Source organism: Streptomyces sp. NPDC043738, from assembly GCF_056436545.1.
In genome coordinates this window covers 454,091-480,247 of the sequence record NZ_JBWKCJ010000002.1, presented here as the reverse complement: position 1 = coordinate 480,247, position 26,157 = coordinate 454,091, and the positions used below count along the sequence as shown (strand labels likewise).

Sequence of the window (26,157 nt, the reverse complement as noted above, 5' to 3'; positions counted from 1 at the left end):
TGGTGTACTCGTCCCAGCCGTCCCCGCACCCGCACCGCCCGCCGGCCCCTCCCCCGTACACACCCCATACGCCGTACCCGCCCCACGCCCACCGGCCCGACACCGCCGGCCCGGCCGCCGCGCACGGGCCGCTCCGCCCGCGCCGCCGTACGCCGCCCTGGCACAGCAGGACCATCCGCGCCGTCGCGCTGATCTCCCTGCTGGCGCTCTCCGGCGTGATCATCATCGGCATGGTCCGCCAGGAGACGGGCGCCGAGGGCTTCCTGGTCGGCCTCGGCCTGGCCGTCTTCCCCGTACCGCTCCTGATCGCGGCGTTCTGCTGGCTCGACCGCATCGAGCCCGAGCCCTGGCGCAACCTCGCGTTCGCCTTCACCTGGGGCGCCTGCGCCGCCGCGTTGGTCGCGCTGCTGGCCAACGGCTTCGCCACCGACTGGCTGGCCGCCAACATCGCCTCGACGTCCCCCACCGAGGCCGAGGCCTGGGGCGCGACGGTGATCGCCCCGGTCGTCGAGGAGCTGGTCAAGGCCGCCGCCGTCCTCCTGCTCTACCGCTTCCGCCGGCACGACTTCGACGGCATCACCGACGGCATCGTCATCGCCGGCATCACCGCCACCGGCTTCGCCTTCACCGAGAACGTCCTCTATCTGGGCAACGCCTTCGGCCAGGACCAGTCCATGGGCCACTCCGGCCTGGACTCGCTCACCGCCGGCACCTTCTTCGTCCGCATCGTCGTCTCCCCCTTCGCGCACCCGCTCTTCACCATCCTCACGGGCCTGGCCTTCGGCATAGCCGCCACCCGCTACCCCCGCCGCCGCCCCGCCCGTATCGCCCTCGCCGTGCTGGGCCTGCTGACCGCCGTGCTCCTGCACGCCATCTGGAACGCCGCCTCCACCCTGGGCGACCTCGGATTCCTGGTCGTCTATGGGCTCTTCATGGTCCCCGTCCTCCTCGCCCTGACCTGGCTGGCCGTGTGGACCCGCGGCCAGGAACTGCTCTCCCTGCGCGGCTACCTCGCCCCCTACATCACCGCCGGCTGGCTCGACCCCACCGAACCCACCGCCCTCTCCTCCCTCACCACCCGCGCCCTCGCCCGCGACCTGGCCCACCGCGCCCAGGGCCCCGCCGCCGCCCGCGCCGTCACCGAGTACACCGCCCTCGCCACCGCCCTCTCCTTCCACCGCCGCCGCGCCCACCTCACCGGCCCCACCCCCGACTTCACCACCCGCGAACGACATCTGCTGGAGCACCTGCGGCACTACCAGCCGTGGGGGCGCCCGGCCTTGACGTGCGCTTGGGGGCAGAAGGAGGGGGAGAGTGGGGTGGGCGCACTGCGGGACGCCGAGCGATGACCGTCACCCGGCCGAGTCCCGATACGACGCGCCGCCACCCTCGGGTGCGGTCACGGCCGCCCGGTCGGCCCATCGGCTTCGGTGCTGGCGGATGTACTCCACCTGTATCTGGTGCTCTTTGACCCGTGTCAGCGCACTAATGAACTTCTGCGTGAGCCCATTGATCACGTCAAGTCCATCGGTGAGCTGGAGGGCGCCGCGGTCGAAGAGTGCATGGCAGTTTGGGCAAAGACACAGCACATTTCCCACCGTGTCCGGTCCGTAGTGCGGCTTCCCCACAGCATGAATATGGGCCGCCTGGCTGATCGCTTTGCCATCGGGCGAGACCACCAGCCGAAGACCGCACACCTGGCAGGTGTCGTCGTACATGTCCTTGACCTTGCGCACCACCTTCGAGTCGCGCATAAGGCGCTCATAGGCGACGGTCCGGCGGAATTGTTCTTCCAGATCGGTTTTTAGGTCGCCGTCTGGCGACACGGGTTGCGGATCCACCGTTTCGCCATCTTCGATCTTGAGGAGTCGGAACTGGCAGATCCGGAAGCCGTCCCTGCCTATGGTGGTCCAGCTCTCGGCCACCCGGAAGAGACCGCAGTACACATAGCCACCGGTGGCCTTCTGTCGCTTGATGTTCAAGCCTCGGATCACCCGTACCGGGTTGCCGAGGGCTTGATTGAGCAGCAGGCCGGCATTTCCCTTCGCGTCCATGGTCTGGTCGGCGACCATGCACTGGGTAGACCTATCGCGCCCGCCCTCGCCGGTGTAGATGATCTCGGTTTCGCCATACTCATCGTCGACGTAGCCACCAGAGAGAACGATGGAGTCGACGCCTTCCGTCGCGGTACCGGAGATACCCCTTCCGAGTTGGCGATGCACTCCCTGAGCATGCAACTCCGCATGCCCCTCGAAGTGCTGACCTTCATAGACCCCCGCTGGGGCGCCAAACTTGACGGGGTTTCGCGATTTCGCCTTCGTCATGGATGAATACTGCCAACGCCTTGATCACCACGTCACCCCGATCGCCGTGAGCCCCCGCGGGAACGCCCGCGCGTAGGCTCGGGGAAGTTGACTCTGATCGGGAGGATTGTGATGGCCGGCGTACCGACGAGTGTGGTGGCGGCGAGTGGGCTGCTGGGCGGCTACGGCGTGGCCCGTTGGACGAAGAAGCGGCCCCTGGGTGGGGTGGCGCTCGCGGCGGCGGGGGCCGTGGCGGCCAAGGGGTGGCAGGAGAAGGCCGGGGCCAAGACCGCGGCGGCGTTGAGTGGGGCGTATGTGGCGGCCTTTGTGGGGTCGCATCCGCTGGCGAAGAAGATCGGGGCCTGGCCTTCGGTGTTCGCGGTCGCGGGCGGGGTCGCGCTGGCGTCGTGGGCGGTGGTCGACCGTCGGGGGAAGTGAGGCCGGCGACCGGCGCGGGTACGGGGCGGGGCCGGGGCGTCATGCGTACCCCGACCCCGCCCCGACCTCGCCCCGTCCACGCCGTGGGTGGATCAGGCCGAAGCCTCGTTCAGGAGGGTGAGTTCGGGCTCCGTGAGGGTCAGGTCGGCGACGGCCAGGAGGGGCGTCAGCTGGCTGACCGTGCGGGCGCTGGCGAGGGGCGCCGCGACGGTGGGCTGTGCGGCCAGCCAGGCGAGGGCGACGGTCGCGACCTCGGCCTCGTGGGCGGCGGCGACCGTGTCGAGGGCCTCAAGGACGCGCAGCCCGCGGTCGGTGGCGAGGTACTGGCCGGCCTTCCCGGAGCGGGCGCTGTCGACATCGGTGCCCGGGCGGTACTTGCCGGTCAGGAAGCCGGAGGCGAGGGCCCAGTACGGGATGGCGGCCACGCCCTCGCGGGCCGCCACGTCGGCGAGTTCGCCCTCGTAGGTGTCGCGGGAGACCAGGTTGTAGTGCGGCTGGAGGGCGACGTAACGGGCCACGCCCTCGCGGGCGGAGAAGGCCAGGGACTCCGCCAGGCGCGGCGCGGAGATGTTGGAGGCGGCGATCTCACGGACCTTGCCGGCCTGGACGAGCTCGTCGAGGGTGCCGATGATCTCCGAGACCTCGACCGATTCGTCGTCGTAGTGGGTGTAGTAGAGGTCGATGTAGTCGGTGCGCAGACGGCTGAGGGACTGGTCGACCGCGGACTTGACGGTGGCCGGGCTCAGGCCCTTGTAGTCGGGGTGGGCGCCGACCTTGGTGGCGACGACGACCTCGGAGCGATTGCCGCGGGAGGCCAGCCAGTTGCCGATGACGGTCTCGGATTCACCGCCCTTGTTGCCGGGCACCCAGGCCGAATAGGCGTCGGCGGTGTCGATGAAGTTGCCACCGCCTGCCGCATACGCGTCGAGCACGGCGAACGACTCGGCTTCGTCGGCCGTCCAGCCGAAGACGTTGCCCCCGAGGGCGAGCGGGGAGACGGCGAGCGAGCCGAGGTTCCGGCGGTTTTGGGGGGTGGGTTGTGTCGAGGTCATACGTGGTTGCAGCGTGGTGAGGGAGGGAGTTATTCCGCGGGAGGAGTGGCCTCCCGCGGCGCGCTCGGGCCGCCTCCCGGCAGGCCCTCAGGCGCGTCGCCCGGCGGGCCGGGCGCTCAGACGTTCACGCCGTGATCGCGCAGCCACGGCATCGGGTCTATCGGGTCGCCGGCGCCGGGGCGTACCTCCAGGTGGAGATGGGGACCGGTGACGTTGCCGGTGGCGCCGACGCGGCCGATCACCTCGCCGGTGCTGACCTTGCCCGAGGTCTTCACCATCGAGGACAGGTGGCAGAACCACAGCTCGGTGCCGTCGTCGAGGGTGAGGACGATGCGGTAGCCGTACGAACCGGCCCAGCCGGCCTGGGTGATGGTGCCGGAGTGCACCGCCTTGATGGGCGTACCGGTCGGTGCGGCGAAGTCCTGGCCCGTGTGGTCGGCGGCCCAGCGGTCGCCGGCCTGACCGAAGCTGGCGGTGAGGGTGTAGGAGGAGACGGGGGCGATGAAGCTCTTCGCCAGTTGGGCCAGGCGCTCGGCCTCCGCCTTCCGGCGCGCCTCCGCCTCGGCCTTGCGCTTGGCCTCCAACTCTGCCGCCTTCTTGGCCGCCGCGGCCTTGTCCGCCGCGTCCTGGGCCGTCTTCTGGGCCGCGGACGCGTCCGTCGCCGCCTGCTTGATGGCGGCGCCCTCGGCCGCTTCGCGGGCCTGCTCCTCGGCGGCGCCCTGCTGCGCGTCGGCCTGCTGGAGGATGCGGCTGCGCAGCGCCTCGCCGGCGTTGGTGCCCGTACCGGTCGTGCCGGTCTGGGTGACCTGGGAGAGCGGACCGGCGGCTACGGGGTCGGCGGAGTCGCTTCCGGAGGCCGTTGCGGTGGAATCGGCGCCGGAGTCGGATATGAGGCCGCCGAGCCCCGGGAGGGACTCGGCATCCGGAAGGCTGTCGGAGATGTCGTGGGCCATGCCGCCGATGTCGGGCATGGATATCGGGACCGGCGGACGGTCCTCGGCGGTGGCCATGCCGCCCGCGCCGACGGCCGCGATGACGCCGACGCCCAGGACCGTGCCACTACGGGCGAGTCCGCCGCCGCGCTGCTTGGCCACCCGGTGCTTGCCGCGGACCGGTCGCAGCGACTCCTCGGTGGGATTCCACTCCTCCCAAGGGCCGTCGCCGTCGGTGCCCGCTATGCCCTCCGGATCACCCGGTCCTTCGAAGGCACCTCGGTCGTCGAGCCGGTATGCGGGCGAAGCCTCGGGGGCAGGCCTGTTGGACGCCACGGGGGCGCACTCCTTTCCTTCCTTCTCGCCTACCGGGTTAGCTGACGGGTTCGGAGCAGGAAGGTCTCCTACGGGCCACTCTGGCGGAGGCGCCCGATTCACCCCAAGGTGGTGGTTCCCCGGTTCCCTTGGTGCAGTTCGAAGTGCTGGAGATGCGTGAAAAGCGCGTGCGGGATTCGGCGTCGGCGCGCGGTGCCGCCTCTTGCGACGGCTGGGACGACCGCGCTGCGTTATCGGACAGTAATAGAGGTCGCGACTGTTTTCCAAGCCTTCCTGGGAATCCTTATCCGTTCCGCATGAGGTTTGGCCTGGACTTTTTCGGTCACCATGCCCACAAACCGGGCGAGTTGACCATGCGCCGCTAAACGATCTCGCGCTGATTGTGCGTCAGTCGTTATGCGGAGGGGCGCCCCTCAGTTACGCAACGTGAGGGCGTAACGTCGGATCATGGTCGTCAACGTCGAGAGCGCGGGGAGCACCGTGAGCTCCGGAAACGTCAAGGGCGGTATCGGCCGGAGCGCGGCGGCGGATCTGGCGGAGCGCTACCGGGAGTTCTCGTGGCGGGAGGCGCGGGGACGGTCCGACGCCCATGCGGAGCTGACCGCGCGGATCAGCCAGGACCCGGAGTTCTGCGATCTGCTGTCGGGGTCGCTGCCGGCCGGCAACAAGCAGCAGCCGAACCTCCTGCTCGCCGCCGTCCGCCAGCTCGACGGCCCGCACGCGGAGCAGGGCCCGCGCGGCGAGGCGGCGTACGGTCGCTGGCGCGAGTGGACGGTCCGGCACTGGGACGAGGTCCGCGCGGTGATCATGCAGCGCGCCACCCAGACCAACGAGCCGGCCCGCTGCGCCACGCTGCTGCCGCTGCTCGCCCGTCTGCCGCAGCCGCTGGCGCTGCTGGAGGTCGGCGCGTCGGCCGGACTGTGCCTGCACCCCGACAGCTACCGGTACCGGTACGAGTCCGCCACCGGGTACGAGGGGCGGCCGGCGGGCGGCCCGCGGACCGTCGAGGTGGGGGCGCCGGACGGCCCGGTGGTCTTCGGCTGCCGTACGGACTGGGCACCCGAGGAACTGCCCGGCCGGCTGCCGGAGATCGTCTGGCGGGCCGGAATCGATCTGAACCCGCTCGACCCCGTCGGCGCACCGGACGATCTGCGCTGGCTCCAGTCGCTCGTCTGGCCGGGCGAGGGGGAGCGCGCGGCCCGGCTCTCCGCCGCCGTCGAGGCCGTACGGGCGGCGCCGCGGCCGCGGATCGTACCCGGCGATCTGATCGACGAGCTGCCCGCGCTGGCCGCCGCGGCACCGCCCGAGGCGACGCTGGTCGTCTTCCACAGCGCGGTGCTGAGCTACCTTCCGCCCGCCCGCCGCGAGGAGTTCGCGCGCCTCGTACGGTCGCTGCTCGACGAGCGGCCCGGTGGCGGGCACTGGATCTCCAACGAGCACCACTCGGTCCTGCCGTGGATCACCGCGCCGGAGCACCACGCCGGGCGCCCGGAGGACGGACGGCTGACCCTCGCCCTGGACGGGCGGCCGGTCGCGCTCACCGGCCCGCACGGCGAGAGCCTGCACCGGCTGCCGGGCACGGACCCCGGAACGGGGAGGTAAGCAGAAGCGGCGCGTAGGGGCCGACCGGGCCGGCCCCTCCTCGGCCCGCCCTGATCGGCGGCCCGGCGCTCCTCGCCCCGCCCTACTCCCCCATGGGCCGCTGCACCGCCAGCAGGGCCATGTCGTCCGCCGACGCCCCGCCCGTATGCACTGCCACATCCTCGACGAGGGTGTCCAGGAGGGCGTCCGGACCGGGGAAGCGGCGGCCGCGCAGCCGGTTCGAGGGGCTGTAGAAGCGGCCGCGGAAGTCGCGGGCCTCGGTCATGCCGTCGGTGAAGAACAGCAGCAGCGAGCCGGCCGGCAGGAACATCTCGTCCGACCGGTCGGGCCAGCTCGCCACCTCACTCATCCCCAGGGGCAGCGCCGGCGCCGCGGGGGCCAGCTCGCGCAGCCCGCCGTCCGGGGTGAGCATCAGGGGAGCCGGGTGGCCGCGGTTGAGGACCCGCAGTACGGACCGCCCGTTGGCGGGGATCTCGGCCAGCACGGCAGTGGTGAACCCCTCGAACCGGTCCAGCCCTCCGCGCCGTCTGCCCTCCCGCTGCAGCGCCCGCTCCAGCCGGCCGGCCACCGCCTCCAGGGTGGCCTCCTGCTCCGCCGCCTCCCGGAAGGCGCCGATGACGACCACCGCGGCCTCCACCGCCTCCAGGCCCTTGCCGCGCACATCGCCGACGATCAGCCGCACGCCGTGCGGGGTGTCCTGCACCGCGTAGAGGTCGCCGCCGATCCCGGAGTCCGCCCGCGCGCCCACATAGCGGGCGGCGATCGCCAGCCCGGCCAGCCGCTCGGGCGGCAGCGGCAGTACGGCGCGCTGGGCGGCCTCCGAGACGTCCCGTACGGACGCCAGATGGGCGTCGCTGGTCCGTACGACCCGGTTGATGACCAGCGCCAGCAGGGAGACGACGAAGACCGTGGCGATCTCCGTCACCGACTCGTGGTAGTTCGGGGCGGTGCTGCGGTACGTCACCCCCCAGACCTCGCCGGCCATGGCGGCCACGGCCATGACGGCGGTGCTGGCCAGCGACAGGAGCGGCGCCGCGACCAGCGGCGCGGCGGAGAAGAAGGGGGAGGCGGTGTAGCTGGGCGGTGTCCCCAGGTCGAAGGCGAGGCCGGCGGCGATCAGCAGGGCGGGGAGCCAGCGCGCCAGGCGCCGCACCGGCGGGGGCATCCGCTCGCGGCGCGCCCGCCGCTCCCCGTCGCCCGTAGGGGGCCCGTCGACCTGCCGCATCCGCACCGGCCTCTTCCGCTCCCGCCCGTCTTCCGTACGAGCAGCGTCGTGTCGGCCGCCTCGACTCCCCAAGGGTTGCCGGTAGGGGGGCACACGGCGAGCCGTCGGGGGCCGGACGGGTCACGGCCGGGCCCCGTCCCCAGACGTTCATCAGACGCTTATCCGGGTCCGTGACCATCCCCTTGGGCGTGCAGCTTGGAGGGGGAAACATGCTGAACGAGACGGTTTTCCGGAGTGAGGACGTGCCGGCGGCGGACCGGTTGTCCTACTGGGCGGAGCGTCTGGAGCAAACCCATGCTCCGATCCATCTGAGCAGCGACCACGCCCACGATTTCCGGGCCACCCAGCGCGTGCTGGACCTCGGCGCCGTGTCCGTGTGGCCGGCCACCATCCCGCAGGTGGTGATGCGGCGCACACCACGGCTGGTCCGGCAGTCCGACCCGGAGCTCTACCACCTCTCCTTCGTCGTGGCCGGGACGGGGACGGGCAGGTGGGACGGCCACGAGGTCGCGTACCGGCCGTCCGACCTGATCATCAACGATTCCTCGCTGCCGTGGGAGATCCTCGGCGGTAAGGCCCCGGTCACCACGGTGGGGGCGGAGATCCCCAAGGCGCTGCTGCCCCTGCCGCGCGGCGGGGCCCGTCGCGCGGTCCCACGGCGCATGACGACCCGGTCGGGGCTCGGCGCGCTGCTGGCGCAGTTCCTCCTCCGGCTGAGCGAGGACACCACGCCCTACCAGCCCTCCGACGGGCCCCGGCTGGGCACGGTCCTGACCGACCTGACCACCGCGCTCCTCGCCCACGCCCTCGAAACCGACAGCGCGCTCCCACCGGAAACCCGCCGGCGGACCCTCATGCTGGGCATCAAGCGCTTCATCCAGGAGCACCTGCACGACCCCGGCCTCTCCCCGGCCGTGATCGCCGCCGCCCACCACATCTCCCTCAGCTACCTGCACCGCCTCTTCCAGCACGAAGAGGCCACCGTCGCCGCCTGGATCCGGCGCCGGCGGCTGGAGGCCGCCTGCCGCGACCTCACCGACCCCGCGCTGCACTCCACCCCCGTCCACGCCATCGCCACCCGCCGGGGCTTCTCCTGCGCGGCCGACTTCAGCCGCGCCTTCCGCAATGCGTACGGCACTCCGCCGAAGGACTACCGGCGCCATGCACTGGTCGCCGGTAAGTCGACTGCTGGTTAAGGGACTTGTGCACGGGGCGCTAACGACATTCCCGCCGGATTCCCGGACGCTTGACTCGCGCTGGTTCGACGAGAAGCTGCGTCGAACCAGCGTCATAGGGGGATTTGAGTGCGCACGTCGACACAATCCGGTGGCGCGCCGGGACTTGGAGTTCCGGACCGCGCCGGGCGCGCGGACAGCCGGCCGTCTTCGTCAACGGAGGAGACGAAGGCGGCCCCGTCCGCGCCCGGTGGCGAACTCCCCGACGACGTCGGGGGACTTCGCTCGCCGGGGTCGGGGGACTTCGCTCGCCGGGGTCGCCCGTGCACCCCTTTCCCCCGGATGTCCCATCGCGGCCTTCCGCTCCGAAAGGGGCGGAAACATACACCCGCGAAAGCCGACTAATTCGGATGGTGGAACGGTAATGACGACGCCGAAGTGGCGAAAGCTGGTCGATCACGTCCAGAGCATCAAGGAGGGCGTCTACGAGACGAACGTGGACGGGGACTACAACAACCGGACGCGGTTCGGGAAGCAGTACGGCATGGACGGTGAGCCGTGGTGCGTCATGTTCGACTGGGACATGTACGCCGACGTGGGCCTGGAAGAGTTCGTGCCGCACATCGCCAACGTCAACGGGTTCACCGAGTGGGCCAAGCAGCGTGACCAGTGGTCCGAATACCCGTCGGTCGGGGCGTGGGTCAACCTCCACAACGGTGGTCACACCGAGCTCGTGGTCGGATTCGACGAGACGTACGTGTACACCAAGGGCGGCAACACCGTTGAGGCGGGCGCCACGGACGCCAACCAGGGCAACGGCGTGTACGCGCACAAGACCGAGCGGAAGAGCGCGAGCATCGTCGGGTACTTCGCGCCCAAGTTCCCCGGCGACGAGTGCCCGCCGACCGCTGATCCGCACGACCACCGGGGCGGCGCGGCGCGCAAGGAGTGGCGCTGGCAGGGACACCGGCTCCCCCACGAGGACCACAAGGTGAAGGCTTCCGAGGTCGTCTACGGGGCGCGGAACGTCTCCATACGGATCGTGCAGGCCGCCCTGAAGGCGGAGGTCGGGCTCGACTACAGCTCGGCGCCGGGGACGTTCGGCCCCCGGACCAAGGCCGCGGTGGCCGCGTTCCAGCGCGAGCTCGGCTTCACCGGCGCGGACGCGGACGGCGTCTTCGGCCGCCACTCGCTCGTCGAGCTCGGCAAGCGGCACAAGTTCAGGGTGTACGGGCTGGACTTCTTCGACCGCAAGCGGGACGACGACGGCAAGCCGGGCACCGGGCGCATCGCCATCCCGCTGGACTCGGTGGAGTACAAGCACGTGCCGGACGGGAGCGCGTCGAGGGCGGCGAAGGAGGCCTGCCACATCCTCAAGGTCCCCGAGACCCACTGGGTGGAGGGCATCATGACCGCGGCCAAGCGGGAATCGACCTACCGGTTCAACGCGGTGAACACCTACGACGCGAACGCCCACGGGCCCGAGCAGAGCGACGGGCACCCCCAGAGCTGCACACGCGGGCTGCTGCAGGTCATGCCGGAGACCTTCGCCGAGAACCACCAGCCCGGAACCTCGCACAACGTCTACGACGGCGTGGCCAACATCTGTGCGGCCATGAACTACGTGATGGTCAGGTACGGCGTGTACCGCGACGGCTCCAACCTCGCCGGGCGGGTCCAGCAGTTCGACCCGAGCCGGCCGCCGAAGGGCTACTGAGCGTGCCGGGCATCGGAGACATATTCGACAGTGTGGCCGGCAGTGTGGCCGAGTTGTTCACGGGAGAGCCGAGCGTGCAGCGAGCAGAAGTGGTGTCCCTGTCCGACGTCCACCCCGGCGCGAGGAACGGCAGCGTCCTGACCGTGCAGGAGGCGCTGAAGAAGGCCGTGGGCCTCGACTACTCGTCCGCACCGGGAACCTTCGGCCCGCGCACCAAGGAGGCCTACGCCGAGTGGCAGCGCCACCTCGGATTCACCGGCAGCGCGGCCGACGGCGTGCCCGGGAAGACGTCCCTCAAGAAGCTCGGAGCCGAGTACGGCTTCAAGGTGCGGGAGGGCGACGGAGGTTCGTCGGGCGGCAAGGTCGGCTCACCGGTGCCGGGGCACGGCATCAACTACGCGTACGGCGTGCCGAACCCCAGGTACCAGACGGGGTATCACACCGGGGACGACTACGCGGCGCCGGAGAGAACGCCGGTCGTCGCCGTCCGTGACGGCACCGTCAAGTGGTCGGACGGCCGGGGCGGCGCCTACGGCAACTGGATCGGCCTGCAGGCGGACAACGGCCGCGTGTACGTCTACTGCCACCTGTCCTGGCGCGACGTGCACCCCGGCCAGAGGGTCAAGGCGGGCCAGCGGCTCGGCAGGGTCGGGTCCACCGGAAACGTCACCGGTCCTCACCTGCACTTCGAGGACCACCCCGCGGGCCCGTTCCGCTACGGCCACGACCGCAAGCCGGCCTGGTGAGCGGGGAGAAGCATGCCCAAGACCACCACCGCCTCGTCCCGCACCGGCCGGCTGCTCGCCGCGCCCCTGGTCCTGGCCCTCTCCATCGGTTCGCTGACGGCCTGCGGTCCCACCGACGACGGCCCGCGCGGCGACGGCACCCGGCCGTCGTCCGGCACGAGCCCGTCCGCCACGGACCCGTCCGCCTCAGGTCCGTCGGCTTCGGGTGCGCCGTCGGTCCCGGCCGCCGGAAAGACGGCCGGGACCGGGCCCACCACCCCTGCGGGCGCGTCCTGGTCGCCGGCCGCCGGCCGTGACCCGGACGACCCGGACGACCGCCTCCACCAGTGGATGGAGTCCGGCTCCATCCCGATGAACGCGTCGTACCACTGGCCGATGCTGGACACCTCGGCCCGGCTCGCCGACGGCGAGAAGTTCCTCTTCGAGGAGCACTGCGGGTCGCGGCGCACGCCCGCGACGGATTCCCTGGCGCGCGCCGCATGGATCGAGAAGGCCCGTCCGGGCAAGAACGACGGGGACCAGAACTGGCTGGCCCAGGAGACCATCGCCGCACACATGAAGGACGGGGAACGCACGGCGTCCACCATGTTCAGGGGCCTGGTCGGGGAACTCCGGGCGTGCGCGTCCGCGGACACCTCGGTGACGTACACCACTCAGGACTCCCGGCATGTGGCCGCGACGATCGTCCTCGACAAGGACACGCCCCGGCCCACGACGCTGCACGAGTACCTCGCGGTGGTGGGCGACAACGTGCTCGAACTCGGTCTGTGGGTGACGCCCTACCACCAGGACGGCGGCAACAAGCCCGACGTCGCCTGGCCCGGCCCGCCCGACGCCGACGTCTTCCAGGCGATGACCACGCCGGTGTGCCCGCAAGGGAAGCAGTGCTGAAGACCACCCGATGAACCGCCCCTGGCTCTCCCTCAGGGCCAGGGGCGTGGTGGTCACCGCACGTCCGCCACCGCTGCCACCGCGAGGCGCCGACCGCACGGGGTGGCGGCCCCAGGGCAGCAATGTGAAACAGCGGTGAAGGGAGTTTCGGAATCACTTGATGGGCAATACGCGGCATCGTGAGTTATCCCAATGACGGCATACCGCGAAATCGCCCATACGGCTCCAGATCAAACCCTCCCTACCATGGTGGAGCAAACTCGCCGAATGGCGGTGATACGACTCCGCTGCCGAATTCCGGGGCGCACGCCCCGCATCACGGCAATTCCCCCTCGCCCTCGTACTACGATCCCGCGCCAGCACCGGCCGCCCCGTACCCCGCCGCCAACGCCAGGCGGAGTGGGCGAGGAAACCAGAGCGGAATCGGGGCGGACCGACTCGCCTTGATCATTCACAGTCTCGCGGATATCGCCGCGGCATTCCTCGGGCTGTGGATCCTGCTGTATCTGCTCGAAGCGAATCAGGCGAATGTCTTCGTCGACTTCGTGCACGGTGTGGCCGACTGGCTCGCCGGCTGGTCGCAGGACATCTTCGTCATGGAGACGGAAGGACTGCGGGTCTTCTTCAACTATGCCCTCCCCGCGCTGGTCTACCTCGCGGTCGGCCACGGAGCGGCCGCCTGGCTGCGACGCCTCTGACCGAGCGGCCCGCGGTGCCGCGCATTGCGATATCCGCCCCCGTCGGGCCGGTATTTGTCCGCACACACGGGACTTATCGATCTGCCGGGTAACACGGCAGCCGCCCGTGGCGCAGAACTGCATACGGTGCGCCTGTCGCCCCGAACGCGATCACGGCCAGGGTGACTCCTGTGGGGGGTGGCCACCCTGGCCGTGGTCGCACTTCCCTGCCGTCGAGGCGCGGCGTGCGCCAGATTGCGACTCCCATGAGCCACCGGCCCGAATCCATGCCCGTAGGCGATCACTACGGCGGCGGCCGTGGCGGCACCGCCGCACAGCGGGCGGCCCTGATCATCCACACCGTTGCCGACATGGCTGCCGGGTTCCTGGGCCTGTGGATCCTCCTCTACCTGCTCGAAGCGAACCGGGCCAATGTCTTCGTCCAGTTCGTGCAGGGCGTGGCCGACTCGCTCGCCTGGTGGGCACGGGACGTCTTCACCATGGACACCGAAGGACTGCGCGTCGTCCTCAACTACGCGCTGCCCGCCGCGATCTATCTGCTCGCCGGACATCTGATCGCCGGGCGGGTACGCCGCCTCTGACCAAGGCTTCGCCCCACCCTCGGGGGCGCCCCGGCGGCTCGCTCCCGCGCCCGCCCGATATCTGACGCCCCGCCTGCCGGGCCGTCCGCTCACACCTCGGGCCCGCACGCGGCCGGAAACGCGACGCGCCCCGTCCGGTGATCGCCGGCCGAGGCGCTGAGCCGCAGGCCAGAGAGCCTGCTGAGGGATGGATGCGGTGGGCCATCAGGGGCTCGAACCCTGAACCAATGGATTAAAAGTCCACTGCTCTGCCAATTGAGCTAATGGCCCGCACCGAGCAGCATAGCCCGAGGATCGGCCACAGCCCGAAGGCATTAGGGATCGGACCGGTCATGAAGGTGCCGCGGGCCCGTCACCGAGCGGGACGTCCGGGCGTCCGACCCGCACAACACACAGGGCCCGTACGGCACTTGCGTGCGTACGGGCCCTGATGCGCAGCGGTGGGCCGGCGCGGGACGCCGCCCTGCCGGTCAGCGCGGGAGATCAGCCGTTGCGCTTCCAGCGCGGCTTGTCCTCGCGGCGACCGAAGGAACCGGTCGTGGCGCCGCGGTGGTCGTCGCGACGGCCGTACGGACGGTCGCCGCCACCGGAGCGGTAGCCGCCGGAGGACGGACGGCCGCCGGAGCGGTCGTCACGGTTGAACGGACGGTCGCCGCCACCGGAGCGGTAGCCGCCGGAGGACGGACGGCCGCCGGAGCGGTCGTCGCGGTTGAACGGACGGCTGGGGCGCTCGCCGCGGTCGCGGTTGAAGCCGCCGCGGTCGTCACGACGGTCACGGTCGAAGGAACGGCCGCCACGGTCGTCACGGCGGTCCCGGCCGAAGCCGCCGCGGTCGTCACGACGGTCGCGGTCGAAGGAACGGCCACCGGAGCGGTCGTCACGACGGTCACGGTCGAAGGAACGGCCACCGGAGCGGTCGTCACGACGGTCGCGGTTGAAGCCGCCCCGCTCGTCACGACGGTCCCGGCCGAAGCCGCCGCGGTCGTCACGACGGTCACGGTCGAAGGAACGGCCACCGGAGCGGTCGTCACGACGGTCACGGTCGAAGGAGCGACCGGCGCGGTCGTCACGGCGGTCCCGGCGCTCGAAGTTGCCCCGCTCGTCACGGGCGGCCGGACGGCGCTCGTCCGGCGCGGCGGCCTGGGCCGGCACCGCGGCCGCGGCGGCGGCCTCGGCCTCGGCGGTCTCGGCGGCGGCGGCCAGCGCCTCGGCCGGGTCCTCGCCCCGCTCACGGGCGGCCCGCGCGGTCAGCCGGTCGGCCTCCTCGCGCAGCTCCGTGGCGCGCCGCTGCAGACGCTCCAGCTCGCGGGTGAGCTCGGCCACCTCGCGCTCGGCCTGCTTGGCGGAGTTGTTGGCACCGTCGGCCTGGACCTCGGTGAGCGAACGCGCGCCGGTGATCCGGGCGACGTCCTCGTCGAAGGCACCGGAGCCGCCGACGATGTGCCGCGAGGCGTCCACACCGGCGTCCTCCATCAGGCGGAAGATCTGGCGGCGCTGGTGCGGCAGGGAGAGGGAGACCACGGTGCCGGACTGGCCCGCGCGGGCCGTACGGCCGGAGCGGTGCAGGTAGTCCTTGTGGTCGCCGGCCGGGTCGACGTTCAGCACCAGGTCGATGCCGTCGACGTGGATACCGCGGGCGGCGACGTCGGTGGCGACCAGCGCGTTGACGTAGCCGTCCTTGAAGTCCGCGAGGACCCGGGTGCGGGCGCCCTGCGTCATGCCGCCGTGCAGCGCGTCCGCCTTCACACCGGCGTCGACGAGCTGCTCGGCGATGCGGTCGGCGCCCAGCTGGGTGCGGACGAAGATGATGGTGCGGCCCTTGCGGGCGGCGATCGCGGCGGTGACCGGCGCCTTGTCCTTCGGCTTCACGACCAGGACGTGGTGGGTCATGGTGGTGACATTGCCCTGGGCGCTGTCGACCTCGTGGCTGACCGGGTTGGTCAGGTAGCGCTTGACCAGCGTGGAGATCTCGTTCTCCATCGTGGCGGAGAACAGCATCCGCTGGCCGCCCTCGGGCACCTGGTCCAGCAGCTCGGTGACCTCGGGCAGGAAGCCCAGGTCGGACATCTGGTCGGCCTCATCGAGGACCGCGACCTGGACGGCCTCCAGCGAGCAGGCGCCGCGGTTGATGATGTCGCGCAGCCGGCCCGGGGTGGCGACGAGGATGTCGACGCCGCGCTCCAGGGCGTAGATCTGGTTGCCCATGGACGTACCGCCGCAGACGACCTTCATCTTCAGGCCGAGAACGTCGCCGTAGGGCTGGAGGGCGTCCGCGACCTGCATCGCCAGCTCACGGGTCGGGGTGAGGATGACGGCGCGCGGCTTCTTCTTCTCGGTGTGGCCGTCGGCCAGCTGGGCCAGGGTCGGCAGACCGAAGGAGAGGGTCTTGCCGGAGCCGGTGCGGCCGCGGCCGAGGATGTCCTTGCCGGCCAGGGCGTCCGGGATGGTCGCGGCCTGGATCGGGAAGGGGGTGGTGACGCCGTTCTGCGCCAGCTTGCGGACGACGCCCTCGGGCAGTCCGAGGTCGGCGAAGGTGATGGTGTCGGTGTCGGCGGACTCGGCCGACGCGTCGGACTCGGTCACCTCGGGGGCCGTCTGCTCGTCGTGCTCATCGAACGCGGGCATGACGGACTGCTCAGTGGAAATGGACATGCGAAATGCGAAACCTTCCGGAGTCTCGGCACGCGCCCAAACTCCGTGTGTTTCACAACGACCGCCTCAATGCGGTCAGCCACGGCAAGGGAGAGAACGCGCCACGCGGCGCGCTTCTTTTCTGGCGCCGGGCAAATGGGATCAAACGATCTACCACCATACGCACTCCGCCCCCCGGATGGCAAATGGCCCTCCGGCCACCGCCCGCCGCCCCCTTCCTGACGGGCCCCATACGCCCCTTATGCCCCTTGCGCCACCTCCTCCGCACCCGGCTCGCCCTGGGACGTCATCGGCGCGACGGGCGACGGCCCGGAGGCGTGGGCGCTCGGCGGTGGGGGCGCGGGGCTGCTGGGCGGCGGGGTCGCCGGCGCGGTGGGCGTGCTGGGCGGGGTCGAGACGGGCGGCGAGGACGGCTGCTCGGAGCGGGACGGCGAGGGGTCGGCGGTGGGACGGCCGCCATGGCCGCCGTGGTCGCGCCCCGGACCGGGCTCCGGGCCCGACGGCTTCACCGGGCGGGACGGCGTGGCGGGCTCGGACGGCGTGGGCTCGGCATCGGCCGAGGGCTCGGCCTCCTCGTCACCGCCGGCCGGCTGCGCCTCGCCGTTGCGCCCCATCCGCCGCGGCCCGTCGCCGGGGTTGTCCGCGCCCACTCCGCCGGAGCCGGGCTTGGCGCCCTTCCCGTCGGGCTGCGCGGTGGCGCCGGACGGCTTGGGCTGCGGTGCGTCGCTGACGCTTATGCAGCCGGCCAGCGACGCGGCCAGCGCGGAGACGGCCACGGCGGCGGCTGCGGCGCGGGCCCGCACCCGGCCCGCCGGCGGCGGTGCCGGGCGCACGGCGGGAGCGGGGTCGACGAGGGGAACGGGGTCGGGGACAGCGGCGGGGGGCGGCATCGAAGACGGCTGGCGGTAGGGGCTCGGGCGCACGGCGGGACCTCCGGATCCGGAGCGCGGGGACGGCGGCAGGACGCCTTGCCCAACTCCCGCCCCCCACCCGAGGACACGCGTACCGCCCGGCCGATCGCCCCGCGCCGGGCATCCGGCCCCGTCCGCGGCCCGGCGCGCGCCGCGGCTCGTCGGCTCCGGCCCGGCACGGGCGGCCGCCCGCCGGCCGCGGCCGGCACCTCGCGGCCGCCCGTCAGCCGTAGCCCAGTGCGTGCAGCCGCTCGTCGTCGATCCCGAAGTGGTGCGCGATCTCATGAACGACCGTCACCTCGGTCTCCGCGACCACGTCCTCACGCGTCGCGCACATCCGCATCGTCGGCCCCCGGTAGATCGTGATCCGGTCCGGCAGCACGCCCGCGTACCACTCCCCGCGGTCGGTCAGCGGAGTCCCCTCGTACAGCCCGAGCAGCTCGGGGTCGGCGGCCGGCGGCTCGTCCTCGACGAAGACCGCCACGTTGTCCATCAGCCGGGTCAGCTCCGGCGGGATCCGGTCCAGGGCCTCGGCGACCAGTTCCTCGAACTCCTCGCGCGTCATTTCCAGCACACCACCATTCTCCGCTACCGGGCCCGGCAACCGAGGGCCGCGGCCGTCCGCCCGCCGCGCCGGAACCGGAGCCGCCGCCCCCGGCATAACGACCACCGGCCCGGGGCATACGGGACCAATGGCCCGCGCTGCGCGCTCCCGGACACCGAACCCCGGCACACCGAAAGCACCGCCGCTCCCGCCGCTGCACACCCGGCTCGACGGCGCCCCACACCGCCCCCTGCACTCCGCACTCGGCCTGGCCGCCGTCACCGTCCTCGGCGCCTGGCTGGGGCTGCTGGCCCTCGGCGCCCTCCGCGTCCCCGTCGGCCCGATGGACACCACCATGGCGCTGCGCCCCTCACTGGCCGGCGGCACCAGGATCAACGTCTCGCCGCTCGGCGACCTGGAGCTGCGCAGCCACCACGCACCGGTACGGCTCGACGTCGACGTCGACCGGCTGGATCCGGTCCGCTCCCAGGCGCTGGTCGACCACCCCGAGCGGTTCGCCGGCCTGCAGGCCGAGGTCACCCGCGACGTGACCCGCGGCGCCCTGGGGCTGGCGCTGCACTCCTGCGTCGCCGTGGCGTCCGGCGCCACCGCGCTGGGCCTGGCCGTCTACCGCCGCCCGCGCCGCGCCCTGGCCGCCGGCGGTCTGGCGCTCACCGTGCTCGCCGCAAGCGCGGGCACCGCGTACGCGACCTGGAACCCCCAGTCCGTACTGGAGCCGAAGTTCTCCGGACTGCTGTCCTCCGCCCCGTCCGTGGTCGGCAACGCCCGCAACATCGTCAGCGAATTCGACGTCTACCAAAAGGAGTTGGCCCGCCTGGTCACCAACGTCACCAAGCTGTACGACGCCACCTCGACGCTGCCCGCCTACCAGCCCGACCCCACCACCCTGCGGGTCCTGCACGTCTCCGACATCCACCTGAACCCCGCCAGCTGGCGGATCATCGCCTCGCTGGTGAAGCAGTACCGGATCAACGTGATCATCGACACCGGCGACACCATGGACCACGGCTCGGCCGCCGAGAACCACTTCCTGGACTCCGTCTCCACCCTCGGCGCGCCGTACGTCTGGGTGCGCGGCAACCACGACTCGCGCACCACGCAGAAGTACCTGGCCGGCCGGAAGCACGTCACCGTCCTCGACGACGGCAGGGTCGCCCGGGTCGCCGGGGTGCGCATCGCGGGCGTCGGCGACCCGCAGTTCACCCCGGACCGCTCCGTGGTGGCGGCCGGCGACTCCGCCGAGCGCACCGCCGGCGGCCGGCTCGCCGACGCGCTGCGCACCGAGCGGCTGGCGGGTACGCCGGTCGACATCGCACTGGCCCACAACCCGGCCGCCGCGACCGAGGCGGACGGCCTGGTCCCCCTGGCGCTGGCCGGCCATGTCCACCACCGCGAGAACCTCACGCTGCCCCAGGGCACCCGGCTGATGGTGGAGGGGTCGACGGGCGGCGGCGGACTGCGCGCGGTGCAGGACGACAAGCCCGCGCCGGTCCAGGCGTCGGTGCTCTATCTGGACCGCAGGACGAAGCTGCTGCAGGCGTGGGACGAGATCACGCTCGGCGGGCTGGGCCTGTCCCGGGCCGAGGTCAGCCGCCACCTCCCCCGCGAGAACCAGCCCGGCGCCACAGCGCGGAAGGGCCGCCCGCCTCACCCGTCCGGCCCTGCCTCCGGGCCCGCCTCCCCGCCCTCCTCCAGGCCCTGATCGGGCGCCCTTTCGCGCCCGGCCGGGAGCCCCTGCGCCGGCCCCGGGTAAACCGTTTTGGCGAACGGTCCTCCCATCCCATATGCTTCTCACGTCCCCGACGGCGCCGGTAACGACGCCAAGGTGGCCACCAGCCCTCATCGTCTAGTGGCCCAGGACGCCGCCCTTTCAAGGCGGTAGCACGGGTTCGAATCCCGTTGGGGGCACGCACCATTGTGTGCGAGACTGGCTCAGGCCGCTTTCGCGCAATGCAAGGTCCTGTGGAGCAGTTTGGAGTGCTCGCCACCCTGTCAAGGTGGAGGCCGCGGGTTCAAATCCCGTCAGGACCGCTGCGGCTGGGTAGCTCAGTTGGTACGAGCGATCGCCTGAAAAGCGATAGGTCGCCGGTTCGACCCCGGCCCCAGCCACACCCATTGGGAGAAGGCCCCGATTCCTCGAATCGGGGCCTTCTTCGTGCCTACTCGGTGGCGGCTTCCCCGGTGGACGGGGCGAGCTCGCCCTCCGGCTGCCAGAAGACCAGCCGGGCGCCGCCGGTGATGGCGCCCGTCGAGCCGAGACCCATCGCCAACTTCAGCAGCCGCTGTCCTGAGCCCTCCCAGTCGTGCGGCGCACCGAAGACCAGCCAGACGCCCAGGGCGATGCCGGCGACCATCACAAGACCGCCGGCGATCCGTCGTATTCCTTTGTCCATCCGGACATCGTCGCTGGTGCGCGGGGGCGAGTTCCACCCGATTGCCCCCGGTGCGGCGGCAGGGCACGCCCATGATCACCGCGTGTGCGGACGCACCGCCCCGACGCGGTCCCGGCGCCCGCGATCCGGCCGCGCGGCAAATGGTTCGCCAGTCGATTCGGTGAGGTGAGATCCTGGGGGTCGTATGTCCAGTCAGCCTGCCTCCGCCCTGCCCGACGGCGCTGCCCCCACCCTGCCCTCCCTGCTCGAGCGTCTGCCCGAGCTGATGCTGCGCGATCAGCAGCGGCTGGGGCGCCGGCTCGACGGCGCACGCCGGATCCGTAAGCCCGAAGCCCGCGCCGCCGTGCTCGCCGAGATCGCCGACGGCATCGACGAGGCGGAGCTGCGGGTCGCCCAGCGGCGCGCCGCGGTGCCGGAGATCACGTATCCGGAAGAGCTGCCGGTCAGCCAGAAGAGGGACGAGATCCTCGCCGCGATCCGCGACCACCAGGTCGTGATCGTCGCCGGTGAGACCGGCTCGGGCAAGACGACGCAGATCCCGAAGATCTGCCTGGAGCTGGGGCGGGGCGTACGCGGCCTGATCGGGCACACCCAGCCGCGGCGGATCGCGGCCCGTACGGTCGCCGAACGGGTGGCCGAGGAGCTGAAGACCCCGCTGGGCGAGGCGGTCGGCTGGAAGGTCCGCTTCACCGACCAGGTCGGCGGCGACACCCTCGTCAAGCTGATGACGGACGGCATCCTGCTCGCCGAGATCCAGACGGACCGCGAGCTGCGCCAGTACGACACGATCATCATCGACGAGGCGCACGAGCGCAGCCTCAACATCGACTTCATCCTCGGCTATCTGTCGCAGCTGCTGCCCCGGCGCCCGGACCTGAAGGTCGTGATCACCTCCGCGACCATCGATCCGGAGCGGTTCGCGCGGCACTTCGGCTCCTTCGCCTCGGTGGCCGCCGCCGCGGACCCCGCCGCGGGCGACGGCGAGAGCGAGAAGCCCGGCGCGCCGATCGTCGAGGTCTCCGGCCGTACGTACCCGGTCGAGGTGCGCTACCGCCCGCTGCTGGAAGAGGGCGGCCAGGACGCCGACCGCGACCAGATCACGGCGATCTGCGACGCCGTGGACGAGCTGCAGGCCGCCGGTCCCGGCGACATCCTGGTCTTCCTCTCCGGCGAACGGGAGATCCGCGACACCGCGGACGCGCTCAACAAGAAGGCGCTGCCCCGCACCGAGGTCCTCCCCCTGTACGCGCGGCTGTCGCACGCCGAGCAGCACCGCGTCTTCCAGCGGCATACGGGCCGGCGGATCGTGCTGGCCACGAACGTCGCCGAGACCTCGCTGACCGTCCCGGGCATCCGGTACGTCATCGACCCGGGTATGGCCCGGATCTCCCGCTACAGCTACCGCACCAAGGTCCAGCGGCTGCCCATCGAGCCGATCTCGCAGGCCAGCGCCAATCAGCGCAAGGGCCGCTGCGGCCGAACGAGCGACGGCATCTGCATCCGTCTGTACTCCGAGGACGACTTCCTCGCACGGCCCGAGTTCACCGACGCGGAGATCCTCCGCACGAACCTCGCCTCCGTCATCCTGCAGATGACCGCGGCCGGTCTGGGAGACATCGAGAAGTTCCCGTTCATCGACGCCCCCGACCGCCGCAACATCAAGGACGGCGTCGATCTGCTGAGCGAGCTGGGCGCGCTCGACACCAGGCAGAAGGACCCCAGGAAGCGGCTGACCCAGCTGGGCCGGAGCCTGTCCCAGCTGCCGGTCGACCCGCGGCTGGCGCGGATGGTGCTGGAGGCGGACCGCAACGGCTGTGTCCGCGAGGTCATGGTCATCGCGGCGGCGCTGTCCATCCAGGACCCGCGCGAGCGGCCCTCCGACAAACAGCAGCAGGCCGATCAGCAGCACGCCCGCTTCAAGGACGAGAGCTCCGACTTCCTCGCCTTCCTCAACCTCTGGCGCTACGTCCGCGAGCAGCAGAAGGAACTGTCCTCCTCGGCGTTCCGCCGGATGTGCCGCAGCGAGTTCCTGAACTACCTCCGGATACGCGAGTGGCAGGACATCTACTCCCAGCTGCGTACGGTCGCCAAGACCATGGGGATCCACCTCAACGAGGAGGACGCGGCACCGGACCGCATCCACACCTCCCTGCTGGCGGGTTTGCTTTCGCACATCGGACTCAAGAACGGCGGGACCGAGGGCGGGAAGGACGGGGCCGGCAAGAACGAGTACCTGGGTGCCCGCAGCGCCAAGTTCGCGGTCTTCCCCGGCTCCGCGCTCTTCAAGAAGCCACCGCACTGGGTGATGTCCGCAGAGCTGGTCGAGACCTCCCGCCTGTGGGCGCGCGTGAACGCGAAGATCGAGCCCGAGTGGGTCGAGCCACTCGCCCAGCACCTGGTCAAGCGCACGTACAGCGAGCCGCACTGGGAACAGAAGATGGCCGCGGTGATGGCCTACGAGCGGGTGACCCTCTACGGCGTCCCGATCGTCACCCAGCGCAAGGTGAACTACGGCCGGATCGACGCGGAGACCTCGCGCGACCTGTTCATTCGCAACGCCCTGGTCGAGGGCGACTGGCGCACCCATCACCAGTTCTTCCATGACAACCGCAAACTGCTCGGCGAGGTCGAGGAGTTGGAGCACCGCGCCCGGCGCCGCGACATCCTCGTGGACGACGAGACGCTCTTCGACTTCTACGACCAGCGCATCCCGGCGGACGTCGTCTCCGGGGCGCACTTCGACTCCTGGTGGAAGCACAAGCGCCGGGACGAGCCGGAGCTGCTCAACTTCGAGCAGTCGATGCTCATCAACGAGTCCGCCGAGGCCGTCACCAAGGACGACTACCCGGACTCCTGGCGGCAGGGAAAGCTGAAGTTCAAGGTCACCTACCAGTTCGAGCCGGGCGCGGACGCGGACGGCGTGACCGTTCACATCCCGCTCCAGGTGCTCAACCAGGTCTCCTCCGAAGGCTTCGACTGGCAGATCCCGGGCCTGCGCGAGCAGTTGGTGACCGAGCTGATCCGGTCGCTGCCCAAGCCGATCAGGCGCAACTACGTCCCGGCGCCGAACTTCGCGGCCCGCTTCCTGGACTCCACGGTGCCGCTGCAGGGCGCCCTGACGACCTCTCTGGCGGCCGGGCTGCAGGGGATGGTGGGCGTCCCCGTCGAGGCCGCGGACTTCGACCCGAGCAGGATCCCCGACCACCTCAAGATCACCTTCCGGGTGGTCGACGAACGGCGCCGCAAGCTCGCCGAGGCCAAGGACCTGGAGGCGCTGCGGCTGAAGCTCAAGCCGAAGACCCGCGCGGCGATCTCCAAGGCCTTCGAGCAGGCCGCCGAACGGCCCGCCAAGGGCGGCAAGGGGCGCGCCGGCGAGGGGGCGGCCACGGCCGGCCCGGAGCAGCGCACGGGGCTGACGTCCTGGACGATCGGCGCGCTGCCGCGCACCTTCGAGACCCGGCGCGCCGGCCAGCCGCTGAAGGCCTACCCGGCGCTGGTGGACGAGGGCAGCAGCGTCGCCGTGCGCCTCTTCGACACCGAGGCCGAGCAGCAGACGGCGATGTGGGCGGGCACCCGCCGCCTCATCCTGCTCAACATCCCCAGCAACCCCGCCAAGTTCGCCCAGGACAAGCTGAGCAACCAGCAGAAGCTCGCGCTGTCCCGTAATCCCCACGGCTCGATCGGGGCGCTCTTCGAGGACTGCGTGACCGCCGCCGCCGACCGCCTGATCGCGGCCCGGGGCGGCCCCGCGTGGGACGAGGAGTCCTTCCGCAAGCTGTTCGACGCGGTCCGGGCCGACCTGGTGGACGTCACGCTGAAGACGATCCAGCAGGTCCAGGAGGTGCTCGCCGCCTGGCAGGCGTGCGAGCGCCGGCTGAAGGACACCACCTTCCCCTCGCTGCTGCCCTCGCTCGCCGACATCAAGGAGCAGCTGGCGGCGCTGATCAAGCCGGGATTCGTGACGGCGCACGGCGCCAAGCGGCTGCCTGACCTGATGCGCTATCTGGTGGCCGCCGACCGTCGGCTGCAGCAGCTGCCCACCAACGCCGAACGGGACCGCACCCGGATGGCGAAGGTGAAGGAGATGCAGGACGAATACGCCTGGCTGCTGGAGCAGTTCCCGCCGGGCCGCCCGGTGCCGGCAGCGGCCCTGGAGATCCGCTGGATGATCGAGGAACTCCGGGTGAGCTACTTCGCGCACGCCCTGGGGACCGCCTATCCGGTCTCCGACAAGCGCATCGTGAAGGCGGTGGACGCCGCGGCGCCCTGACCGGCGGGCGGTCGCCGGTATCGAGTTCGACCGCACCCCCTGACCTGCTGTACAGTCTTGCTTCGCAGCCCGCCGCAAGCGGAAAGCAAACGCAAGGTCCTGTGGAGCAGTTTGGAGTGCTCGCCACCCTGTCAAGGTGGAGGCCGCGGGTTCAAATCCCGTCAGGACCGCAATCGGCCCGCATCGTCAGCGATGCGGGCCGCTTCGTTTTTGCGGCCTCCGGGCGTTCACGGACTTCGCGCTTTCGCGACCCTCCGACGTTCACGACTCTCCCTCGTTCACGTCTCTCCTTCGTTCACACCCTCCGCTGTTTTCGGTCGTCCCGCCGGGGTGGCCCCTCGCCGCCGCGTGAGGCCGCCCCCCACGCCCGTGCGGCAGTGAGGAAGGGACGGGCCGGAGGCGCCCACCACGGAACGACCGAGAACGCGCAAAGCAGGCACAGCGCAGCGTGACTGCTTTGCTGCCCGCTGTATTGACGGCGGGCGCTCCCGCCGGTACTCACATGGGAAGGCGTGGGGGCCGGGGAGGGATGTGCGATGACGACTGCGGTACGGCACGAGACCAGGGCGCTGCTGAGGGCACATCTGTCCGCGGCCACGGGCTACCGCCATCTGACGCGGCACTGCCCCATCTGCCACCAGCTGCTGCGGCTCGCCATGGAGCCGCACACGCCCCGCTCCGGGCGCCAGGCGCCCGCGTCCGCCCCCACCCCGTCTCCGGCCGCCTCCGAGCCGTCCGTGGCCGAGGACGAAAGTCCCGCGACCCGGTGACCAAGGGCGCCTGCGCCACCGCCCGTGCGGTGGCAGGCTGTTGAACGAGGCCGGGGAAAGTTCACTACCCCAGCGGACGTATCGGCTTCAAGCGACTCGCCGTGTGACGGGTGTCACCGAACAAGTTTGGCGGAGCGGGGAACTTACACCCTCCCTACAACCGGTCAATTTAATATGTGCAATTGCACCACCCTCGAACGGGTTCGAAAGCAGGTCGCAGGGTCCCCGCGGAAAGGCCCTCCAAGGCCCCTTGAAGGGCCCTTGGGCGCCGCCATGGGCGACTCCGGCGCCACGCCGGCTCAGCCGCCCTGACGGGCCCGGGAGCGGCCGCACACAAAAAGATCGCGCTGGACCCGGCGGAGTCCAGCGCGATCGATGACGTACCCAGATGGAACGGGTGAGGGGCCTGTTGGGGCAGACACCGCGTCGTATGGAGCTATGTGGAGCGGGGGTGGAGCAGGTCGAGCTATGTGGTGCGAAGTAGGCGCTTTCGGGTTGGGGGCCCCGAAAACGGCCTGGTTATGCGGTTGTTCAGGCCTCGCTGCGCTGCTGCGGGATACCCGCGAGCAGTGCGCGGACCTCAGCCTCGCGGTAACGCCGGTGTCCTCCGAGCGTGCGGATGGACGTGAGCTTGCCTGCCTTGGCCCAGCGGGTGACCGTCTTGGGGTCCACGCGGAACATCGTGGCAACCTCGGCAGGGGTCAGCAGCGGCTCGGCGTCAGGGGTGCGAGCGGTCATGAGCGGCCTCCTCGGGAGAACCGAACCATCACGGTTCTTTCCTCTAAATTCTGCACCTTGACCCACGTTGCCCGAAATGGCGGACGCGGGCCGAGTCGGTTATAGGACGAACGGCTTGTCCTCGGCACTACAACTACACCATCTGTCCAGCCACGTCGGCCA

The 26,157-nt window shown here is 71.2% G+C and carries 21 protein-coding genes, 5 tRNA genes and 1 riboswitch; of the genes, 16 read left to right on the top strand and 10 right to left on the bottom strand.

The genetic code is table 11. From position 1 onward, the window contains the following. Positions 1-2: 2 nt before the first annotated feature. A complete protein-coding gene (locus AC0680_RS05305; RefSeq protein ID WP_478625047.1) occupies positions 3-1,349 on the top strand; it encodes a PrsW family intramembrane metalloprotease in 1,347 nt (448 codons plus the stop codon). 3 nt (positions 1,350-1,352) lie between these two features. Here the strand turns inward: AC0680_RS05305 and AC0680_RS05300 are convergent, their stop codons facing one another. After that, entirely contained in the window at positions 1,353-2,324 is a 972-nt protein-coding gene (locus AC0680_RS05300; protein WP_478625045.1) for a YDG/SRA domain-containing protein, read from the bottom strand. A gap of 111 nt (positions 2,325-2,435) precedes the next feature. Here AC0680_RS05300 and AC0680_RS05295 point away from each other — a divergent pair, with 111 nt between their 5' ends. Beyond that, positions 2,436-2,741 (top strand): hypothetical protein, encoded by a 306-nt coding sequence (locus AC0680_RS05295; protein ID WP_384439470.1) that lies wholly within the window; start codon positions 2,436-2,438, stop codon positions 2,739-2,741. Positions 2,742-2,833: 92 nt separating this feature from the next. On the opposite strand, the gene AC0680_RS05290 is transcribed toward AC0680_RS05295, so the two are convergent. Then, positions 2,834-3,793: an aldo/keto reductase gene (locus AC0680_RS05290; RefSeq protein ID WP_478625041.1), complete on the bottom strand. Its 960-nt coding sequence runs from the start codon at positions 3,791-3,793 to the stop codon at positions 2,834-2,836. Positions 3,794-3,909: 116 nt separating this feature from the next. Next, positions 3,910-5,061 (bottom strand): M23 family metallopeptidase, encoded by a 1,152-nt coding sequence (locus AC0680_RS05285; protein ID WP_478625040.1) that lies wholly within the window; start codon positions 5,059-5,061, stop codon positions 3,910-3,912. Between the two features lie 11 nt (positions 5,062-5,072). Next, a riboswitch (cyclic di-AMP (ydaO/yuaA leader) is annotated at positions 5,073-5,217 on the bottom strand. A gap of 291 nt (positions 5,218-5,508) precedes the next feature. Here AC0680_RS05285 and AC0680_RS05280 point away from each other — a divergent pair. Further along, entirely contained in the window at positions 5,509-6,663 is a 1,155-nt protein-coding gene (locus tag AC0680_RS05280) for a DUF2332 domain-containing protein (RefSeq protein ID WP_478625037.1), read from the top strand. An 82-nt stretch (positions 6,664-6,745) separates the two neighbouring features. Here the strand turns inward: AC0680_RS05280 and AC0680_RS05275 are convergent, their stop codons facing one another. Beyond that, positions 6,746-7,888: a PP2C family protein-serine/threonine phosphatase gene (locus AC0680_RS05275; RefSeq protein ID WP_478625034.1), complete on the bottom strand. Its 1,143-nt coding sequence runs from the start codon at positions 7,886-7,888 to the stop codon at positions 6,746-6,748. A gap of 209 nt (positions 7,889-8,097) precedes the next feature. Between AC0680_RS05275 and AC0680_RS05270 the strand changes: the two genes are divergently transcribed. The 6 genes from AC0680_RS05270 to AC0680_RS05245 all read left to right on the top strand — a co-directional run bounded on the left by AC0680_RS05270 (position 8,098) and on the right by AC0680_RS05245 (position 13,696). Continuing rightward, positions 8,098-9,084, top strand: coding sequence for an AraC-like ligand-binding domain-containing protein (locus AC0680_RS05270; RefSeq protein WP_478625032.1), 987 nt, complete (start codon positions 8,098-8,100; stop codon positions 9,082-9,084). Positions 9,085-9,487: 403 nt separating this feature from the next. Continuing rightward, positions 9,488-10,780 (top strand): peptidoglycan-binding protein, encoded by a 1,293-nt coding sequence (locus tag AC0680_RS05265; RefSeq protein ID WP_478625031.1) that lies wholly within the window; start codon positions 9,488-9,490, stop codon positions 10,778-10,780. A gap of 74 nt (positions 10,781-10,854) precedes the next feature. Then, on the top strand, positions 10,855-11,526 hold the full coding sequence (locus AC0680_RS05260; protein WP_478625029.1) for a peptidoglycan DD-metalloendopeptidase family protein: 672 nt from the start codon (positions 10,855-10,857) through the stop codon (positions 11,524-11,526). Positions 11,527-11,538: 12 nt separating this feature from the next. Further along, the gene (locus tag AC0680_RS05255; protein WP_478625027.1) at positions 11,539-12,417 is read left to right on the top strand and encodes a hypothetical protein; all 879 of its coding nucleotides are present in this window, start codon (positions 11,539-11,541) and stop codon (positions 12,415-12,417) included. A gap of 422 nt (positions 12,418-12,839) precedes the next feature. Beyond that, a complete protein-coding gene (locus tag AC0680_RS05250; RefSeq protein WP_478625101.1) occupies positions 12,840-13,115 on the top strand; it encodes a hypothetical protein in 276 nt (91 codons plus the stop codon). Between the two features lie 245 nt (positions 13,116-13,360). Next, on the top strand, positions 13,361-13,696 hold the full coding sequence (locus AC0680_RS05245; RefSeq protein WP_478625025.1) for a hypothetical protein: 336 nt from the start codon (positions 13,361-13,363) through the stop codon (positions 13,694-13,696). Between the two features lie 197 nt (positions 13,697-13,893). On the opposite strand, the gene AC0680_RS05240 is transcribed toward AC0680_RS05245, so the two are convergent. The 4 genes from AC0680_RS05240 to AC0680_RS05225 all read right to left on the bottom strand — a co-directional run bounded on the left by AC0680_RS05240 (position 13,894) and on the right by AC0680_RS05225 (position 17,833). After that, a tRNA-Lys gene (locus tag AC0680_RS05240) sits at positions 13,894-13,966 on the bottom strand. A 213-nt stretch (positions 13,967-14,179) separates the two neighbouring features. Next, positions 14,180-16,348, bottom strand: coding sequence for a DEAD/DEAH box helicase (locus AC0680_RS05235; RefSeq protein ID WP_478625023.1), 2,169 nt, complete (start codon positions 16,346-16,348; stop codon positions 14,180-14,182). 239 nt (positions 16,349-16,587) lie between these two features. Continuing rightward, positions 16,588-17,238 carry a hypothetical protein gene (locus tag AC0680_RS05230; RefSeq protein WP_478625022.1) on the bottom strand — a complete coding sequence of 217 codons (651 nt, stop codon included), beginning with the start codon at positions 17,236-17,238 and terminating at the stop codon, positions 16,588-16,590. Between the two features lie 244 nt (positions 17,239-17,482). Next, entirely contained in the window at positions 17,483-17,833 is a 351-nt protein-coding gene (locus tag AC0680_RS05225; protein WP_478625021.1) for a metallopeptidase family protein, read from the bottom strand. 118 nt (positions 17,834-17,951) lie between these two features. Here AC0680_RS05225 and AC0680_RS05220 point away from each other — a divergent pair, with 118 nt between their 5' ends. The 4 genes from AC0680_RS05220 (at position 17,952) to AC0680_RS05205 (ending at position 19,933) form a co-directional block, all read left to right on the top strand. Beyond that, positions 17,952-19,526: a metallophosphoesterase family protein gene (locus AC0680_RS05220; RefSeq protein WP_478625017.1), complete on the top strand. Its 1,575-nt coding sequence runs from the start codon at positions 17,952-17,954 to the stop codon at positions 19,524-19,526. 133 nt (positions 19,527-19,659) lie between these two features. Then, a tRNA-Glu gene (locus tag AC0680_RS05215) sits at positions 19,660-19,732 on the top strand. A gap of 48 nt (positions 19,733-19,780) precedes the next feature. Continuing rightward, positions 19,781-19,855: transfer RNA gene (locus tag AC0680_RS05210), tRNA-Asp, on the top strand. Between the two features lie 4 nt (positions 19,856-19,859). Beyond that, positions 19,860-19,933, top strand: a tRNA-Phe gene (locus AC0680_RS05205). Positions 19,934-19,983: 50 nt separating this feature from the next. Here the strand turns inward: AC0680_RS05205 and AC0680_RS05200 are convergent. Continuing rightward, entirely contained in the window at positions 19,984-20,217 is a 234-nt protein-coding gene (locus tag AC0680_RS05200; protein WP_478625015.1) for a hypothetical protein, read from the bottom strand. A 184-nt stretch (positions 20,218-20,401) separates the two neighbouring features. Here AC0680_RS05200 and hrpA point away from each other — a divergent pair, with 184 nt between their 5' ends. From hrpA to AC0680_RS05185, 3 genes are all read left to right on the top strand, one after another. Continuing rightward, positions 20,402-24,487, top strand: a complete 4,086-nt coding sequence (gene hrpA / locus AC0680_RS05195; RefSeq protein ID WP_478625012.1) for an ATP-dependent RNA helicase HrpA — start codon at positions 20,402-20,404, stop codon at positions 24,485-24,487. 95 nt (positions 24,488-24,582) lie between these two features. Continuing rightward, positions 24,583-24,657, top strand: a tRNA-Asp gene (locus tag AC0680_RS05190). A gap of 366 nt (positions 24,658-25,023) precedes the next feature. Next, positions 25,024-25,257 (top strand): DUF6274 family protein, encoded by a 234-nt coding sequence (locus tag AC0680_RS05185; protein ID WP_478625009.1) that lies wholly within the window; start codon positions 25,024-25,026, stop codon positions 25,255-25,257. A 531-nt stretch (positions 25,258-25,788) separates the two neighbouring features. On the opposite strand, the gene bldC is transcribed toward AC0680_RS05185, so the two are convergent. After that, entirely contained in the window at positions 25,789-25,995 is a 207-nt protein-coding gene (gene bldC, locus AC0680_RS05180) for a developmental transcriptional regulator BldC (RefSeq protein ID WP_003949541.1), read from the bottom strand. Positions 25,996-26,157 lie beyond the last annotated feature (162 nt).

Coding starts and splice junctions, on each gene's coding strand:
- AC0680_RS05300 (WP_478625045.1), bottom strand. CDS start 2,324: ATGACGAAGGCGAAATCGCGAAACCCCGTCAAGTTTGGCGCCCCAGCG.
- AC0680_RS05295 (WP_384439470.1), top strand. CDS start 2,436: ATGGCCGGCGTACCGACGAGTGTGGTGGCGGCGAGTGGGCTGCTGGGC.
- AC0680_RS05290 (WP_478625041.1), bottom strand. CDS start 3,793: ATGACCTCGACACAACCCACCCCCCAAAACCGCCGGAACCTCGGCTCG.
- AC0680_RS05280 (WP_478625037.1), top strand. CDS start 5,509: ATGGTCGTCAACGTCGAGAGCGCGGGGAGCACCGTGAGCTCCGGAAAC.
- AC0680_RS05275 (WP_478625034.1), bottom strand. CDS start 7,888: ATGCGGCAGGTCGACGGGCCCCCTACGGGCGACGGGGAGCGGCGGGCG.
- AC0680_RS05270 (WP_478625032.1), top strand. CDS start 8,098: ATGCTGAACGAGACGGTTTTCCGGAGTGAGGACGTGCCGGCGGCGGAC.
- AC0680_RS05265 (WP_478625031.1), top strand. CDS start 9,488: ATGACGACGCCGAAGTGGCGAAAGCTGGTCGATCACGTCCAGAGCATC.
- AC0680_RS05255 (WP_478625027.1), top strand. CDS start 11,539: ATGCCCAAGACCACCACCGCCTCGTCCCGCACCGGCCGGCTGCTCGCC.
- AC0680_RS05245 (WP_478625025.1), top strand. CDS start 13,361: ATGAGCCACCGGCCCGAATCCATGCCCGTAGGCGATCACTACGGCGGC.
- AC0680_RS05235 (WP_478625023.1), bottom strand. CDS start 16,348: ATGTCCATTTCCACTGAGCAGTCCGTCATGCCCGCGTTCGATGAGCAC.
- AC0680_RS05230 (WP_478625022.1), bottom strand. CDS start 17,238: ATGCCGCCCCCCGCCGCTGTCCCCGACCCCGTTCCCCTCGTCGACCCC.
- AC0680_RS05220 (WP_478625017.1), top strand. CDS start 17,952: ATGGCCCGCGCTGCGCGCTCCCGGACACCGAACCCCGGCACACCGAAA.
- AC0680_RS05200 (WP_478625015.1), bottom strand. CDS start 20,217: ATGGACAAAGGAATACGACGGATCGCCGGCGGTCTTGTGATGGTCGCC.
- hrpA (WP_478625012.1), top strand. CDS start 20,402: ATGTCCAGTCAGCCTGCCTCCGCCCTGCCCGACGGCGCTGCCCCCACC.
- AC0680_RS05185 (WP_478625009.1), top strand. CDS start 25,024: ATGACGACTGCGGTACGGCACGAGACCAGGGCGCTGCTGAGGGCACAT.
- bldC (WP_003949541.1), bottom strand. CDS start 25,995: ATGACCGCTCGCACCCCTGACGCCGAGCCGCTGCTGACCCCTGCCGAG.